General features: G+C 53.2%; 5 protein-coding genes. 3 read left to right on the top strand and 2 right to left on the bottom strand.

Annotated features, from left to right (window positions below; all coding sequences use genetic code 11):
* Positions 1-582 precede the first annotated feature (582 nt).
* Together IEV97_RS18245 and IEV97_RS18240 are read left to right on the top strand one after the other, a co-directional pair.
* Positions 583-1,395, top strand: a complete 813-nt coding sequence (locus IEV97_RS18245; protein ID WP_188502931.1) for an Ntn hydrolase family protein — start codon at positions 583-585, stop codon at positions 1,393-1,395.
* A 138-nt stretch (positions 1,396-1,533) separates the two neighbouring features.
* Complete coding sequence (locus tag IEV97_RS18240) at positions 1,534-4,116, top strand: M14 family metallopeptidase (RefSeq protein WP_188502930.1); 2,583 nt, start codon at positions 1,534-1,536, stop codon at positions 4,114-4,116.
* Positions 4,117-5,021: 905 nt separating this feature from the next.
* Here IEV97_RS18240 and IEV97_RS18235 read toward each other — a convergent pair.
* Together IEV97_RS18235 and IEV97_RS18230 are read right to left on the bottom strand one after the other, a co-directional pair.
* A complete protein-coding gene (locus tag IEV97_RS18235; RefSeq protein ID WP_188502929.1) occupies positions 5,022-5,975 on the bottom strand; it encodes a PorP/SprF family type IX secretion system membrane protein in 954 nt (317 codons plus the stop codon).
* Positions 5,976-6,002: 27 nt separating this feature from the next.
* Entirely contained in the window at positions 6,003-17,459 is an 11,457-nt protein-coding gene (locus tag IEV97_RS18230; RefSeq protein WP_188502928.1) for a T9SS type B sorting domain-containing protein, read from the bottom strand.
* Between the two features lie 836 nt (positions 17,460-18,295).
* Between IEV97_RS18230 and IEV97_RS18225 the strand changes: the two genes are divergently transcribed.
* Complete coding sequence (locus IEV97_RS18225; protein WP_188502927.1) at positions 18,296-18,835, top strand: hypothetical protein; 540 nt, start codon at positions 18,296-18,298, stop codon at positions 18,833-18,835.
* The last annotated feature ends 15 nt before the right edge of the window (positions 18,836-18,850 follow it).

Below are 18,850 nucleotides of genomic sequence, written 5' to 3'. Positions count from 1 at the left end.
ATGGAATTACCTGGAAAGAAAAAGGCTTGTACTGTCCCAGCAGGCGCAGTTAGCCGGGCTTTGTCATTGTGGTGGGGGAATGAAGGGCACTGATGAGCCAGGTAACGCTGACTCGCATAGACCAGCTGCTTTGAACAGGCATGGCCCTGGCAAACTTTCGGCTAAATTACTCACAGGCTTTACTATTTAGGGTAGCGTACTGAACTTATGATACCTTTATTAAATATAAAAGTTTCATACTTTAGGTATAATATTAATAAATTTTAATAAAAATAGTTTAATTTATTAAAATAATAATCTAACAAATTGCACTATTGTATACCCCGTGTTAAATGTTGATTTCTTAAGGAAATTCGCAAAGCAGGCCTCTGTGAGTCAAACAACCTTAAATATAAATACTTATATATAGGATAGCTTAAGTTTAAAATTGCACTGTTTTCCCTGACAATACGCTCAAGCACTTCAGGATGGGTACACTACTTAAAACTCACACTAAATCAAAAATCTCATGAATCCTGACACAAGTGGCTCTTGCAACAAGAGATTTCATGCTGTAAATTAATAGCCGGTAAAACCTACTTTATGAAGAGAACGACCCATCTCCGCATCCGAAAAACGCACCGCTATCTGGGCCTTGTCACAGGTATACAATTTGTTATGTGGACCGTCGGCGGCATCTATTTCAGCTTCAGCGACATAGATGAGATTCACGGTGACCATCAGCGCAAGCCGGGCGGCATGGCACTTGAGAGCAATCTGGAACTGGTTTCTCCTGCTGAGGTGATGACTCAACTGCCTGGCACCGCCATGATTACGTCGCTCAAACTGATAGACATCCTGGGCACGCCGCATTACCAGATCACGTATCATGCGTCGGATGACCACGCTGCGCACGGGAGCGGACACGACCAAGGCCAGGCGGCGGCCCGTACACAACTCGCTGTTGCAGCTTCCGGCGAACTGCGCCCTGCCCTCAGCGAAGAAGAGGCGACCGAACTCGCCCGCCAGAGTTTCGTGGATTCGGTTGGAGTAGCCAGAGTGGAGTATATCACGCAGGAGAACATGACCGGGCACCATGAATACCGGGGCAGCGCACTGCCCGCTTGGGCCGTCACCATGGAGCACCCTACCCAAACCACCGTGTATGTGGCCGCTGAGCAAGGCGTGGTTACGAAGTTCCGGAACGACAAGTGGCGTGTGTTCGACTTCCTCTGGATGCTGCACACAATGGACTACCAAGGCCGTGACAACTTCGGCAATCTGCTGCTTCGGGTGTTTTCCATCGCCGGTATCGTGACGATCCTGTCTGGTTTTGCGCTCTTTTTTGTGAGCAACGGCGCATCCCGCAAAAACAAGGTGAGACCACACGATCGGAGGCGACCAGTTATCGGATAAGCTGCAACAGCTTGCTATACCTTCACTACCCGAGCCCTGCCCTTGCCGGCAGGGCTTTTATTTTTGGAAAAGGCGAAGCAAAAGGGGAAATTGCATACCTAACCTTAATTCACGATCACCCTTAAAGCCACCTTACTTATGCGAAAAATCTATGCGCTCGCCACGGCGGCCCTGCTCTTCCTGAGCCAGTGGACCATGGCGCAGGCAGACCTCTCCTACTACCTTCCGCAGGATGTAACCTACAACAAAGAGTTTCCGACACCCAAAGACATTCTGGGCTACAACGTAGGCGAGTGGCACGTGAGCCATGACCAGCTGGCCATGTACATGCGGCAAATGGCAGAGCTATCCGACCGCATCACCATCGAGGAGTATGCGCGCACCCACGAAAACCGTCCGCTATACCTGCTCACCATCACCTCCCCCGAAAACCACAAAAACATCCAGCGCATCAAGGAGCAGCACCGGCAGCTGACCGACCCAAATGCATCCGGCAAGCTCGACATCAAGAACATGCCGGGCGTGGTGTGGATGGGCTACAGCGTGCACGGCAACGAACCGAGCGGCAGCAATGCCTCATTGCTGGCCGTATACCACCTGGCCGCCGCGCAGGGACCAGAGATCGACAAGCTGCTCAGCGAAACAGTGATTTTGGTTGACCCTTCCATCAACCCGGATGGGCTGAACCGTTTTGCAAGCTGGGTGAACACGCACCGGGGCAAAAACCTGGTAACGGACCCGAACAGCGAGGAGTTTGCCGAGGCCTGGCCACGGGGCCGTACCAACCACTACTGGTTCGACCTGAACCGCGACTGGTTGCCGCTCCAGCACCCGGAATCAAGAGGTAGGCTGGTGAAGTTCCATGAGTGGAAACCGAACGTGCTGACCGATCACCACGAAATGGGCACCAATTCTACTTTCTTTTTCCAGCCAGGTATACCGAGCCGCAACCACCCGCTCACGCCGGCCCGCAACTACGACCTGACCAAAAAGATCGCCGGCTTCCATGCCAAGGCCCTCGACAAGATCGGTTCGTTCTACTATACCGAGGAGAGTTTCGATGACTTTTACTACGGCAAAGGCTCCACTTACCCGGATGTGAATGGTGCCATCGGCATCTTGTTTGAGCAGGCCAGTTCCAGAGGCCATGCGCAGGAGAGCGTGAACGGCGTGCTGACTTTTCCTTTTACCATCCGCAACCAGTTCACGACTACCCTTTCCACTTTAGAGGCCGCGCAGAACATGCGCGAAGAACTGCTGGCCCATCAGCGTGATTTTTACCGCGATGCCCTGAAAGAGTCCGCGAAGGCTCCGTTCGGTGCCTATGTGTTCAGTGCTGAAAAAGACCCGGCCCGTGCCTACCACCTGGCTGAGATCATCCACCAGCACCAGATCGACATTTACCGTCCGCAGGAAAAATTCACGGTCAACAACGTGACCTATACCCCGGAGAACAGCTACATCGTGCCCACGAACCAGCCGCAGTACAAACTGATCGAAGGGATGTTCGAGCGCCGCACTTCCTTCCAGGACAGCCTCTTCTACGACGTATCGTCCTGGACGCTGCCGCTTGCCTTTAACCTGGAGCATGCTAACCTGAAGTCCGGCCAGTTCAAACGCAACATGCTGGGCCAGAAAATCGCATCCGTTGATTTTCCTATGGGTCAGGTAGTGGGTGGCAACAGCGCCTATGCCTACGCTTTTGAGTGGCACGGCTACTATGCCCCGAGAGCCCTGAACACGCTTTTCAACCACGGCTTGCAGGCCCGGGTGGCTACGAATAAGTTTACAGGTGATGGAAAACAGTTCGACTACGGTACGATTCTTATACCTGTGATGGGGCAGCCAGTCAGTGCCGATCGCATACACGAGTTGATGGCTCAGATAGCGAAAGATAACGGCATCACCGTACACGCCATCAGCACTGGCTTCACCGAAGGCATCAACCTTGGGAGTCCGGGCATCTATACCTTGCAGCAACCTAAGGTGGCGATGCTGATCGGAGATGGCGTGAACAGCAACGATGCCGGCGAGGCCTGGCACCTGCTCGACCACCGTTTCAATATTAACACCAGCCTGGTGAATGCGGAGTCTGTGAACCGCATTGACCTGAGCCGTTACAATGTGATCGTGATGGCAGATGGCTCTTATGGCAGCATTTCGGAGATCGGAAAAACGAGACTGCGCACCTGGGTGCAGCAGGGCGGTACGCTGATAGGTATGGGCAATGCCACCCGTTGGCTAGCGGATAACAAGATCGGTAACTTCAGCTTTAAGCAGGGCGAGAAGGCGGACACTACCCGACTGCCATACGCCAGCATGAGCAACACAACCGGTGCGCAGGTGATCGGCGGTGCCATCTTTGAAACCAACCTCGACCTGACGCACCCGCTGGGCTATGGCTACTACAACAGTAAACTGCCCGTGTTCCGCGACAATCGCTTGTTTATGGAGCCTTCCAAAAGCCCTTATGCCAACCCGGTGATATATACCGCCAATCCGCTGCTGAGCGGCTACATTTCGAAGCCAAACCTGAAGCAGCTTGGCAACACGGCTGCCATTTCAGTATCAGCTTTGGGAGGCGGCAAAGTGATCGGCATGACGGACAATCCAAACTTCCGCGCCTTCTGGTTCGGCACCAACAAGTTATTCCTCAATAGTATCTTCTTCGGCCAGATCATCAGCGGAGGCTCTGCCCGTGCCGAGGAAGCTGCCCATTAATAAGGTATAAATCCCCAATGAAAAAGGCCGATGAACATGCATCGGCCTTTTTCATTGGGGATGCCTGAGATGACGCGGTGTCCACTCCATTCTTCGCAAAAGAGAGCATTTCCGCCATAGCCATTTTTCAGGTATAGCTGCGTAGTTTCAGTCGGTTGTTCAGCTCATTTAAATACATCCCCTGCCCATTTCTTTTTAGAGGGCCTCTACTCCCAGAGGGGAAACTAGGATCGATTGACATCCCCCTGCTACCTGTCATCCTGAAAGGATCTTGGTTGAAGGGAGGTCAGGCAGTTGCTATGACACACCCCTGCCCCTCCCTAGAGGGGAATCTTATACATCTACTTCTTTAAAGGTATATGTGCTGTAGCTGCAGTAATTCTTTTGCCGTACCGGGTCCAACCACCCCTGCCCCTCCTTGTCTAAGGAGGGGAGTCTGTAACTGCACTTCTCAGGTATAGCTTCGAAGTTAAGCTAGCTTCAAGATTCAGATTTCTCACTAGCGTTCGAAATGACAAACACTGAAAGGTATAGCAAGACTAACTTGCCCCGGAGGCTATGAAACAAATCACACTAACCAGGTGCACTTTACGACGCTCCACTGTTCGAGCGTTCAGCGAGTTTGGAGCGTCTTGATTTTTTTGCCTACTTTTTTTATCAAGTAAAAAAGTAGGGCCCGCCCGGCCAGGGCAAGCTATAAAATAAAAGAAGTTGCTATACCTGCTATACCTTATACCTGGGCCAGACCCACGATACCAGACACGAGCGAGGACGCTCGCGCCATCATGCTTCGCTATACCTGCCATCAAAAGGCAAACTTCATGGCAGTAAACGAGCTCCTATAAAGCAGAAAGGCCAGCGCAAATGCGCTGGCCTTTCTGCTTTGTGAACGATGGACTTGGATCTTATTTGAAGCGGTAACCTAGTACGATTTCGTGAGAACCTGCACTGTGGTGGCGCACAGGCGACACGGTGATGTCGTAGGTATAGCTCAGCTGGAACTGCTCCTGGAACTGTACACCCACTAGACCTACGATGGCGTCCTGGGTGCGGTAAGAGATGCCTGCCCATACCTGGTCATCGTACACTGACTTCTGACGGCGCTTGCTCATGTGGTAGGCGCCTTTCAGGTTAAAGTCAGCCTGAATCGGGGCACCCTGCACATACTTGAGCAAAGCCGAAGGCATCAGGCGGATCTTGTCGTGCACATCAAAGTTATATCCACCGGATACAAACAAGTGGCGCGAAAGGCGGCTCACTTCTTCTCCCCCATCCACTTCGTGTATCTTATTACCCAGCACCTGAAACAGAGAAATACCGAAGTAGAAGTCTTCTGAGTGCATGAACGTGCCAAGCGTCAGGTCGGGCATAAAAGCGTCCACGCGGCCGTGGTTGGTCACGGGGTCACGCTCGTTGGAACCGTCTGCCAGGCGCACCTTGGCCGGGTCGAAGCGGAACTGCTGGAAGCCGGCAGAGAAGCCAGAGGACAGAAAGATGCTTCGGTTCAAAGGCACGTGGTAAGCGTAGGAAGCCAGGGCACCGGTACGAGTGGTTGGACCAGTCTGGTCAGTATAGACCATACCGCCAGCCCCATGGAAGCCCTGTGCTTTGCGACTGCGCTTCAGCTGCCTGTTAAACAAAGCGCCTTCTCCACTCAGGTAAAAGGTTTTGGGAGCCCCCTCGAAGCCAACCCACTGATTGCGGTAGCCCATTTTGATGCTTACATCCTTCTCAAACCCGGCTACGGCCGGGTTGAGAATGAAGTAATTGGTCATGTACTGCGAGTAAAGGGCTTTCTGCTGGGCCGAAGCTGTGAAGGCGATCAGCAGGAAGCAGAGAATTAATATATTATTTTTCATAACGGTCTCTTTCTAAAATGGCGAAACTTAACGCATGATGGTCACTGATGTCTTGACAGCCGGCGTATCGTCACCGAACTCAATGATGGCGTAGTAAGTACCGTCAGGCAGTCGTTTGCCTTTGTTCGTACCGTCCCACTCGTTGCCATATCCTTTCGATTCGAATACCGGGCTGCCCCAGCGGTTGTAAACCGTTACTCTGCAGTTAGGGTAGGTTTCCGGCAGGTTGCGGATCACCCAGGTGTCGTTGATGCCGTCGCCGTTCGGTGTGAAACCATTCGGGATGTCCAACTCGCCTAAGCTTGTCACATCAAACTCAACTTCGGTGATACAGCCATTGGCATCGCGCACTTTCAGGTAGTGCTTGCCACCGCGCAGGTTCAGGAACTCTGACTCGGCTACAAAATCTCCACCGTTCAGTGAGTAGACGTATGGTGCCGTTCCTCCGCTGATCGCGCTTACTTTGGCGCTGCCTGAGTTTGGCTTGCCTGGTTTGCCATCCGTCACAGCCATCTCCACTTGCAGGGCAGCCGGCTCCTTAATTTCCACGGCACCCAGTGTAATGGTGCAAGTAGAAGAGAAGCGGGTTACTACCTGGTAGGTTCCTTTGGCCAGTCCCGTGAACTCTGGTTTTTTCTGGAAGGTCTTGCCGTTGTCAATGCTGTACTCTGTGTTCGCATCGCCGCCGGTCGCCTCGATCAGGATCGTACCGTTCTTCTCGCCGAAGCAGCTGATGTGACTAACATTGGCCACTTTGCTCGACAGGCCAGCTACTGTTACCGGCACAGAGAAGGTACAGCCTTTGGCGTCTTTCACGATCAAGGTATAGCTTCCGGCCGCTACGTTCGCCAGTGTGGCTGAAGCAGAGAAGTTAGCACCATCCAGTGAGTAGCTGTAAGGAGCCGTACCGCCTTTTACCTCGGTTACTTTCACTTCACCGGCTTTATCGCCACAAGTGGCAGCCGATACGGTGAACTTCACATCGGTCAGCATCGGGCTATTCTGAAGGGTCACTTTCTGGATCTGGATACAGCCACTGGCATCTTTCACCGTTACTGTATAGTCGCCTTCGGCCAGACCGGTGAAGGTGGCATCAGTCACAAAGTTAGTTCCGTCGATGCTGTAGGTATAAGGAGCCGTGCCGCCTACGATCGCGCTGATGGCGATGCGTCCGTTGCGTTCACCGCAGCTGGCATCGGTGCCAGTCGCTGTAAAGCTTTCCACACCACCGCTCGTTGTCACCGCTTGCTCTACTCTGATGGCACAACCCTCGGCGTCTTTGATGGTAATGGTATAAGCACCTGCCGCCAGGTTAGCAAAAGTAGCCGAAGCCTGGAAGCTGCCACCGTTCAGGCTGTAGGCATAAGGGGCTGTGCCACCGTTTACTGCCGTTACCGTGATAGAACCGTTTGCCTCGCCGCAGGCCGCTTGTTTGGCCGCTACGGTCGCTTCTTTCGGACCTTTCTGACCAACTGTTACCGTCGTAGAAGTGGTACAGCCGTTAGCGTCTTTCACCATCACTTCGTACTCACCCGGAGCAAGTGCCGCGAAGGCAGTGGAAGCCTGGAAAGCAGCGCCGTTGATAGAGTAGGTATAAGGTGCCACACCGCCAGTTACCTGGCTTACTGTGATCTTACCATCATTCGCGTCGCAAGAGGCAGCAGTTGCAGTTGCAGTCAGGGCCGAAGGACCCGCTACGTTATCTACCACTACTTTCTTCTCGATTGTACAGCCGTTGGCATCGCGCACGGTGATGGTATGCTCACCTGCCGCTACTGAAGTAAAGGCCGCGTCGCTCTGGAAGGCACCGTCGTTCAGCCTGTAGGTATAAGGAGCTGTTCCGCCTTTCACGCCGCTTGCCACGATGCCACCGTTGGCTTCGCCACAGGTTGCTGTAGAGGCCGTCAGCGCAAATTCCGTCGGGCCGGCAATGTTCTCAATGACTACTGCTTTGCTGAAGGTACAGCCGTTGGCGTCTTTGATGTATACCGTGTGGTTGCCTGCCGCCATACCTGTCAGTTCAGCTGTAGGCTGGTAAGTTGATCCGTCCTTGCTGTAGGTATAAGGAGCTTTGCCGCCGGTTACCGCACCAATCGTCACGCTGCCGTTGCTGGCGCCGCAGGTAGAGGCTTTGGTTGTAGTCGCAAATGCTGACGGACCGTTAGTGTTCGTTACCGTCACCGCTTTGGCGAACGTACAGCCGTTGGCATCTTTCACCGTCACCTGGTACTCGCCAGCCGCCAGGCCCGTGAAGCTGGCTGACGTCTGGAAGTTGGTACCGTTGATGCTGTAGGTATAAGGGGCTGTTCCGCCCGTCACGTTGCTCACGCTGATCTGTCCGTTGCTGTTGCCGCACGTGGTGTTCTGAGCTGAAGCAGTGAGGTCAGATGGACCGGCCACGTTGTTGATCGTGATGGTCTCGGTGTGCGTACAGTTGTTGGCGTCTTTTACAGTCACCGTGTACGCCCCTGCCATCAGACCTGAGAAGCTGGCTGCGCTTTGGAAGGCACCACCATTCAGGCTGTAGGTATAAGGAGCCACGCCGCCGTTCACCGAAGCAACCCGGATGCTGCCATTGTCGCTGCCGCAGGTTGAGCTGCTGGTTGAGGCAACAAAGCTGCCCGGACCGTCTTTCTCAACTTTCACTGTGGTCGTCATTTCGCAACCGTTGGCATCGCGCACCGTCAGGGTATACTCTCCTGAGGCCAGTGCCGTGAAGGCTGTGCCGGACTGGAAAGCGCCGCCGTTCAGGCTGTAGGTATAAGGAGCCGTGCCCCCCGTTACTGCGCCAGCCGTAATGCGGCCGTCGTTGTCAGCACAGGTTGCCGCTTGCGCACTCGCCGCTACCGCAGAAGGACCTGCGATATCCGTTACCGTGAAGGCTTTGGCAAACGTACATCCATTGGCATCTTTCACCGTGATGTTGTGGCTTCCGGCCAGTAGACCTGTAAAGGTAGCTGCCGCCTGGAAGTTCTTACCGTCGATGGAGTAGCTGTAAGGAGCGGTTCCACCTGAAACATTCGTCAGGGTCAGCTCACCGTTTGCCGCGCCGCAAGTAGATGCTTTGGCAGAAGCGATCAGGTCGGAAGGTCCGGCGATGTTCGTCACCACGATCTCCTTGCTGAAGGTACAGCCGTTGGCATCTTTCACTGTCATGGTATAGGTTCCTGCCAATACAGCCTCGAAGCTGGTGCCTGCCTGGAAGCTGTTACCGTTGATGGAGTAGGTATAGCCGGCTGTTCCGCCTGTCACACCTGTTACCGTAATGGCACCGTTCGCGCTGCCGCAGGTAGAAGCCGTACTGGCCAGCGTCATGTTGCTCGGACCAGGCACATTCTCTATCGTCACTTCTTTCGAAACCACGCAGCCGTTGGCATCTTTCACGGTGATGGTGTGCTTACCGGCCAGCAGACCTGTCAGCGTGGCTGAAGTCTGGAAGTTGGTACCATCGACGCTGTAGGTATAAGGCGCTGTGCCCGGATTTACGTTACTTACCGTGATGCTTCCGTTCGCACGACCGCAGCTCGAAGACTGGGCCGAAGCTACGAAGTCAGACGGACCCGGGATGTTCTCCAGCGTTACTGCCTGGGTATAGGTACAGCCGTTCGCATCCTTCACCGTCACCTGGTAGGTACCGGCAGCCAGAGAAGCAAAAGTAGTCGCGCTCTGGAAGTTGGTACCATCGATGCTGAAGGTATACGGAGCCGTTCCGCCAGTCACGCCATTGATGGCGAACGAAGCGTTTGCATTGCCACAGGTGCTTGCTCTTGGCGCAATCGCCAGTGCCGACGGACCCGCGATATCGCTCACCTGCACCTGTGCAGTATAAGTACAGCCTTTGGCATCCTTCACCGTGATGGTGTGCGTTCCGGCCACAAAGCCAGTCAGCGTAGCCGAGGTCTGGAAGGTCGTACCGTCCTTGCTGTAGGTATAAGGAGCAAATCCACCGGTAACTTCACCCACTGTGATCGTGCCGTTGTTGCTTCCGCAAGTAGAGGCTGTCGTGGTAGTAGCGAAGTTGGTTGGGATGTTCTTGTTGATGGTCACGGCTCGGGTCACTGTACAGCCGTTGGCGTCACGCACCGTCAGGGTATAGCTTCCGGAGGCGAGGCCTGTGAAAGCCGTTCCGCTCTGGAAGGTGGTGCCGTTAATTGAGTAGGTATAAGGAGCTACACCGCCCGTTACCGCACCGGCCGTGATGGAACCATCGTTGTCGGCGCAGCTTGCTGCACCTGACGTTGCCGCCACTGCAGTAGGTCCGCCAATGTTGGTCACATCAAAAGCCTTCTCGAAAGTACAGCCGTTGGCGTCGCGCACGGTGATGGTGTGCGAACCCGCTGCAAACCCAGTGAGTGTCAGCTCCGATTGGAAGTTCACACCGTCTTTGCTGTAGGTATAAGGAGCTGTTCCGCCTGTTGTGCCTGTGATGGTCAGTTCGCCGTTTGCCGCGCCGCAAGTAGAGGCTTTGGCAGTGGCTACCAGATCAGATGGACCAGCGATATCGGTCACGGTGATCTCTCTGCTCAGGGTACAGCCATTCGCGTCCTTCACCGTCACGGTATACTTCCCTGCCAGCACAGACTCAAAGCGGGTTCCGGCCTGGTAAGTTGTACCGTTGATCGAGTAAGTATACGGGGCTGTTCCACCGGTCACGCCGTTTACGGTTACCACACCGTTGGCGCTGCCGCAGGTAGAGGCCGTGCTGGCCAGTGTCAGTTCGCCTGGTCCCGGAATGTCCGTTACTTCGATGGTCTTAGTAATCAAGCAACCGTTGGCGTCCTTCACCGTGATGGTGTACTCCCCTGCTGCCAGCGAACCGAAGTTGGCTGAAGTCTGGAAGTTATTGCCGTCAATGCTGTAGGTATAAGGAGCCGTGCCGCCTACCACATTGCTAATGCTGATGCTCGCATTGCTGTTACCGCAGGTCGAGGAAGCATCAGCCAGTGTGAAGTCAGTTGGTCCGGCGATATCCTGTACTTCAACTGTTACCGTACCGATACAGCCGTTGGCGTCTTTCACCGAAACAAAGTACTCCCCTGCCCTTACATTGGCAAAAGTAGTCGTACTCTGGTAGGTCGTGCCGTTGATGCTGTAGGTATAAGGGGCTACGCCGCCTGTAACTGTTCCTACCATAATGCTGCCGTTGCTGGCACCGCAGGTAGTGGCTTTGGTCGAGGCTGTGAACTGTGGTCCTGCCACATTTTCCAGCGTAACTGACTTGGTGAAGGTACAGCCTTTTGTATCGCGTACCGTGATGCGGTGCGCGCCTGCTGCCAGTCCGGTGAAAGTAGTGCCCGTCTGGAAGCTGCCGTTGTTGATGCTATAGGTATAGGTACCCGTACCACCTGTAACCGTGCCCACCGTGATGCTGCCGTCGCTGCGACCACAGGTAGATGGCACTGTCGTGTGAGCAAAGTTAGTTGGCACGTTCTCGCCTACCGTCACCGTGCGTGTCACGATACAGCCGTTGGCGTCTTTCGCTGTCAAGGTATAGCTACCAGAGGCAAGTCCTGTAAAGGCTGTTGTGCTCTGGAAGTTTGTACCGTTGATGCTGTAGGTATAAGGAGCTGTGCCACCTGTTACCGTTCCAGCGGTGATCGAGCCGTCGTTGTCGTTACAGCTGGCCGGTGTAGCTGAAGCTGCAACTGCCGTTGGGCCGCCGATGTTGGCTACCGTAACTGACTTGGTGAAAGTACAGCCGTTGGCGTCGCGCACGGTGATCGAATGCGTGCCTGCTGCAAAGCCAGTCAGGGTGGTTTCAGCCTGGAAGTTCACACCGTCCTTGCTGTAGGTATAGCCTGTCGCTCCGCCTGTTACCCCTGTCACTGTAATCTCACCATTGCTGGTGCCGCAGGTAGTCGCTTTGGTTGTGGCAGTCAGGTCGGTTGGTCCGGCGACATCTTCCACTACAATCGCTTTGCTGAAAGTACAGCCGTTGGCATCTTTTACCGTGATGGTATAAGTTCCCGCCAGCACCGTTCCGAAAGAAGCTGTAGCCTGGAAGTTGGTGCCGTCTATACTATAAGTATAAGGAGCCGTGCCGCCTGCTACATTGTTCACAGAAACAGAACCGTTCGCGCTGCCGCAGGTAGAGGCTTTCGAAGCAAGCGTCAGGTCAGATGGACCGGCGATATCGGTCACTTCCACCTCACGGGTAGCTGTACAGCCGTTCGCATCTTTCACGGCAATCGTGTAAGTGCCGGCCGCCAGATTTGTAAAGCCTGTGCCGCTCTGGAAAGTACCGCCGTTGATGCTGTAGGTATAAGGGGTCGTGCCGCCGTTTACCTCGCTCACGCTGATGCGTCCGTTGCTGGCGCCGCAGGTAGAGGCCTGCGCTGTTGCCGTAAAGTTCGGACCGGCGATGTTACTTACCGCCACGTCTTTGGCAAAGGTACAGCCGTTGGCGTCGCGCACCGAGATGCTGTAGGTTCCTTCCGCCAGGCCAGTGAATGTCGCCGAAGTCTGGAAAGTGCCGCCGTTGATGCTGTAGGTATAAGGCTCCACGCCACCGCTCACGTTCGTCACCGCCACTTGTCCGTTCGGGTTACCGCAAGTCGATGAATTGGCAGAGGCAGTCAGGTTAGAAGGTCCGGCCACGTCGCTTACCGCAATCTGGCGGGTGATGGTACAGCCTTTCGCGTCCTTCACCGTGATGGTGTGCGTTCCGGCCACAAAGCCGGTCAGCGTAGAGGCCGTCTGGAAGTTCACACCGTCTTTGCTGTAGGTATAAGGAGCGAAACCTCCCGTTACTGCGCCTACCGTGATCGAGCCGTTGTTGCTTCCGCAAGTGGAGGCTGTCGTGGTAGTGGCAAAGTTGGTCGGGATGTTCTTGTTGATCGTAACTGCTCTAGTCACAATACAGCCGTTAGCATCTTTCGCTGTCAAGGTATAGTTACCAGAAGCCAGGCCGGTGAAAGCCGTTTCGCTCTGGAAGGTGGTGCCGTTGATGCTGTAGGTATAAGGAGAAGTGCCGCCTGTAACTGCACCAGCCGTGATGGAGCCGTCGTTATTGGCGCAGCTCGCCGCAGCCGAGGTGGCTGCCACCGCTGTTGGACCGGCCACGTTGGTCAGCGTAAACGACTTGGCGAACGTACAGCCATTCGCATCCTTCACCGTAATGCTGTGGGCACCTGCCGTCAAACCTGTGAAAGTGGCGGAGGCCTGGAAGTTCACACCGTCTTTGCTATAGGTATAGCTCGTGGTGTTGCCCGTCACGCCAGTCACCGTGATTTCTCCGTTCGCCGCGCCGCAAGTGGTCGCCTTCAGCGTGGCCGTGAAATCAGTTGGGCCGGCAATGTTGGCAACAGCTATCTGTTTCGCAACAGTACAGCCGTTGTTGTCTTTTACTGTGATGGTGTACGTGCCTTCTGCCAAACCTGTGAAAGTAGCAGAGGCCTGGAAGTTCGTGCCGTCCTTGCTATAGGTATAGCCGGAAGTACCACCCGTTACAGCACCTACTACGATGGAGCCATTGCTGCCACCACAAGTAGCGGTATTCGCTGTCAGCACAAAATCTGTTGGTCCGGCTACGTCTTCTACTACCACATCTTTCGCGAAAGTACAACCCTTCGCATCCTTCACAGCGATATTGTAAGTACCCGCTCTCAGCGTTCCGAAGTTGTTAGACGTCTGGAACGTTCCGCCATTGATGCTATAGGTATAACCTGAAGTACCGCCTGTTACAGCTGTTACCCGGATACTGCCATTGTTGCGACCGCAAGAGGTTGTAGTCACTGAAGCCGTAAAATCAGAAGGGCCTGCTACATCCGTCACTACTACTGCTTCGGTGTACGTACAGCCATTGGCATCTTTCACCGTTACATTGTAGGTTCTGGCAGTCAGTGCCGTGAAAGTAGCTGATGCCTGGAAGTTGGTGCCGTCTATACTATAGGTATAGCCTTCTTTTCCACCGGTTACACCCGTTACCGTCAGTGCACCATCCGGATTACCGCAGCTCGATGCCGTTGCAGACGCTACCAGGTCAGTAGGACCTGCTTCGTTACTAACCGCTATCTGACGCGATACCACACAGCCCTTTGAATCTTTCACCCAAACAGTATGCGTCGTGGCGGAGAAGCCGGTTAGAGTCGGGCTGGTCTGATAGGTTACATTGTCTTTACTATAGGTATAGGTACCTGAACCGCCTGTTACCGTACCCACCGTGATCGTACCGTTGCTGTTGCCGCAGGTAGATGGATTGGTGGTGAAGGCAAAGTTTGTTGGCACGTTCGTACCCACCGTCACCGATCTGGTCACGATACAGCCATTGGCATCCTTCGCTGTTACAGTATAAGGTCCTGCAGCAAGTCCGCTAAACACCTTACCAGCCTGGAAAGTACTGCCGTTGATGGAGTAGCTCATAGTGCCGGTACCGCCTGTCACGGTTCCTACCGTAATGGTACCGTCGTTATTTTGGCAGCTTGCCGCCTGTGTGGTGGCCGTTACCGCCGTTGGACCGGCCACATTCGTAAGCGTGAAGGTTCTGGAGAAACGGCAGTTGTTGGCGTCTTTTACGGTAATGGTATGGTTGCCTATAGCCAGGCCAGAGAAAACAGCTGAGTTCTGGAAGTTCACACCGTCTTTGCTGTAGGTATAGGTGCCCGTTCCGCCTGTCACACCGGTTACAGTGATCTGTCCATTCGCAGCACCACAGGTGGTGTTGTCCACAGTGGCGGCAAAGTTGCTAGGGCCAGCCACATCGCCTACTGTTACTTCTTTTGTGAACGTACAGCCGTTAGCGTCTTTTACGGTGATGCTATACTTGTCGGCAAGCAGACCAGAGAAGACATTGGAGTTCTGGAAGCTACCGCCGTTAATGGCGTAGGTCTTGGTGCCCGTGCCGCCTGTTACAGTTCCTACTGTAATGCTACCGTTTGTGCCGCCGCAGGTAGAAGATGCCGCTGTGAAAGCAAAATCAGATGGGCCTGGTACGTTGGTAATGGCGATTTGCTTGGCGAACGTACAGCCACGCGCATCCTGCACCGTGATAGTATAGGTTCCGGCTGCAAAACCAGTCAGGATTGCATTGTCCTGGAAAGTAGTGCCGTTTCTGCTATACTTATAAGGAGACACACCGCCCACAATATTGCTCACCTGCACACTACCATTCGGGTTGCCGCAAGTGGCTGCAGTCGGTGTGATTGTGAAGTCTGTCGGCATTACCTGCTCTACTCGTACTGAAGTAGTTACAGTACAGCCATTGGCATCACGTGCCGTCAGGGTATAGTTTCCGGAAGCCAGACCTGTGAAAGTAGTGCCTGCCTGGAAGGTAGTGCCATTGATGGAGTATTCCTTCGTACCAGTACCGCCTGTCACAGCTCCTGCTGTAATGGTACCGTCGTTGTTGCGGCAGCTGGCAGAAGTGGAAGTAGCTGCTACTGCTGTAGGACCGGCCACATTCGTCAGTGTAACAGACTTGGAGAAAGTACAACCATTGGCATCCTGTACCGACACATTATAAGTACCCGCAATCAGGCCTGTAAAGGTAGCTGATGACTGGTAAGCTCCACCGTTAATAGAATAAGTGAAGGTTTTGTTTCCGCTGGAAACCACGTCGCTTACCACGATCTGCCCGTTGCTGTTGCCACAAGTAGAAGAAGTTGGCGTAGCGGTGAAGTTGGTCGGGCCTGGCACGTTCTGCACAGTCACTGATTTGCTCAGTACGCAGCCTTTCGAATCTCTCACCCAAACCGTGTGCGTACCGGCAGCAAAGCCGGTGAGGAGCGTAGATGACTGGTAGGTTTGTCCATTCTTACTGTACTCCAGTGCGCCTACACCTCCTACTACACCGGAGATCGTTACAGTACCGTTCGGATTGCCGCAGGTAGAGGAGGCTGGTGTAGCTGTAAAGTTGGTAATGGAAGCCTGCGCCACTGTTACCGAAGTAGTTACGGTACAGCCATTGGCATCCTTTGCCGTCAGGGTATAGTCACCGGAAGCAAGGCCCGTGAAGGTTGTACCTGCCTGGAAATTGGTGCCGTTGATGGAGTAGGTTTTGGTACCTGTACCACCAGTTACTTCTCCCGCTGTAATGGAGCCGTCGTTGTTAAGACAGCTGGCAGGATTTGACGTGGCCGCAACTGCAGTCGGTCCAGGTGTATTGGTCAGCGTGAAGGATTTGGCAACTGTACAGCCGTTGGCATCGCGCACCGTAATGGTGTGGTTGCCCACTGCAAGTCCTGTAAAGGTATTGCTCGTCTGGAAGTTCGTTCCGTCCTTGCTGTAGGTATAGTTGGCCGTTCCGCCTGTCACATTATTGACAACAATCTGCCCATTGGTATTGCCGCAAGTGGTGTTGGTTGGCGTGGCCGTGAAGTCAGCCGGGCCATTCACCTGCGTCACTGTAAATGACTGCGTAATAGCACAGCCTTTTTCATCCGTTACAGTCACTGAGTAAGTGCCAGCCGAAAGACCATTTATAGTAGCTGTTGTCGCACCGTTGCTCCAGCGGTAGCGCAAGGCACCCTGCGCGCCTGTTACGTTTGCCGTAATGGTACCCAATGTACCGTTACAAATAACGGGTGTTCCCGTCAGGTTCACCTCCATTTTGTAGAAGGTGATGCGCGTTGTGCTGCGCACCGGCGAACAGTTACCATTTCCGGTTGACTCCAGCGTAAGCGTAACAGCCCCGGCAGTGATATCTGCTGCCGAAGGCGTGTAAACAGCGTTCAGGTCGTCTCTGTTAGAGAAAGTACCGCTACCACTCGTGCTCCACCGGCCTCCGAGGGCGGCTGTTACAGTACCGGCCAGTTGCACTGTGCCCGAAGAACACGCCAGCTGATCTGCGCCTGCGTTCGCGGTGAGGTTCGTCACCACATTGACCGTGGCCGAGAACTCTTTACAGTTAAAGGAGTTTTTCGGAACCGCTGCGAATTTGTAGGTTCCAACAGCGTTTGCCGTGTACGTAATATCACGACCGACCACGCTTCCGCCTGGCCCGTACCAGAAGTAGTCAAAACCCGTTGCCTGATCGCCTCCGGTTACACTCCCAGTAAGCTGTACACTGCTCCCTCCCGGACAGATAATGGCCGGTTGTGGCCCGACGGTGACGACGGGTTCGGGATAGAAGTATACTCTGACTTCGTCAAAATAGGGGATATTCGTACACTCAGAGGCGTTTGAATTACCACTTACAATATAATCCACATACGCTGGCGCAGTTGCATCAGGGGTGACAGTTGGATTGGTCGCCGTAGGGTCGCTCAAAAACTTCTCGTAACCCTGCCCTGATTTGTCTCGCCAGGTAACAGTGCCTGCCAAAAAAGAAGCCGGTGCGTTAAGGACAGCCGAACACCCTAATGTTACAGAAGCATCGTCAATTGGAACAAACGCGGCTGTTGAAATCAGCTTATATTGGTGATCTGCCTGACCTGGCATACAGAGCGTGATGATATGCGGTCCAATCCCCTCGGCACAGATAGGCTCACCGATGGTCGCTACGCGTCCATTACAGGCATCGTTGCCGTTGTTCAAACGATAGGTCATAGAACCGTCCGGCTTAGGCCCTGCCACAATAGCCAAAGCTAAACCGCCTGAGTTAGGATGCAACTTTACGCGAAACTGAATACAGTTTTCCTGTTTCGCGGCACCGCAAAGCTGCCCAAATCTGCTTACATCCTGGGTATCAAACCTGGAATCCCAAACGGCATTTGGGTCTCCTGATAAATCCACATCAATAATAGGTGTAGTTCTTTGCGCAAACACATCAGGGGATGCCACCAACTGTAACATCCCTAAGAGTAAAATCGCAAGAAAGTGGGAAATTTTTTGAGTAAAGTTTATCTCCATATAGGCAGGGTTAATGTTCCAACTGATTTAAGGGTCTTCATAATTCGGAAAAATAGGTTAAACCGCATAAAGTAACACATCACTTAGGGCTAAACCCTAATCTTAAAATATCACTTTAGCATTATATCTTTTAAATGCAAAAGAACTTATTGAATTATATAAAAAATAAATTAAATATATTCTATTAAAAAACTGTTACACATCCGAAAGTCCCAATCTCGAAATTGAAATGCCTGTAAAAGCTTCTATTGCTTACCAGACATGTGTTTATATTTGAGCCAGATCTAATTTCAAACAATTGGCAAATCAAAACTATGCAAAATTTATTTAATAGAAAGGAATAAACATTCAAAAGGTAACTATACTTTTTCGAAGTTTATACTGAAGTATATATATCTTTCGATATTTGAATGCCTTCTACAAATGTCAATAGTTCATTACTTGTTATGAGCGGGCCTGTTGCGGCATGTTTTTAGCAAAACCTGCTACAATCCATTACCTTTGCACATCTCCCATTTTAAGATAGATTGTATATGAGCGCCAAGAGCTTCGAGCTATTACTCCAGACTGCCTTTGCACCAGAAAACCCGCATGTATTTGAGGGGCCTGCCACGGCTGTGTACCAGCAATTGGAGCAGGCTTTGCGGAATTCGCGCACCCAGGGAGGAAAAGCGGCGGAGGAAGTAGGCTTTCGGTTTGAGCGCCTGCGGCTGGGTGTAGCGATTGCGCTGATCAAGGCCTATGCCCGCCTGGCCGACAACGAGGGTGCTAAAGATGTACTGCATTTATTGCTGGAAGCTGTCAAGGCGAAAAACACCCGCGAAATTGACAAGATCATCCAAAAGAAGATCGGGCTGTTCGACAACCTGTACCACGAAATATTTGTGAACGAGGAACGGGAGCACCTGCTGGCCCTGTTTGAACAAACACTGGACGCCACGTCTAAAGAAGAACTGGACGACCTGATACTGGAAGGTCTGGAAGCGTTGCAGGACATCGACTTTGATGCCCCACAGCCTGACGAAGACGATGATGAACCCCTCGACGAGGACTTTCTGAAAAGCATTCAGTAAACCCACATCCCTTTT

The organism is Pontibacter amylolyticus (assembly GCF_014638845.1).
GTDB lineage: Bacteria > Bacteroidota > Bacteroidia > Cytophagales > Hymenobacteraceae > Pontibacter > Pontibacter amylolyticus.
This window is presented reverse-complemented; position numbering and strand designations above follow the sequence as displayed.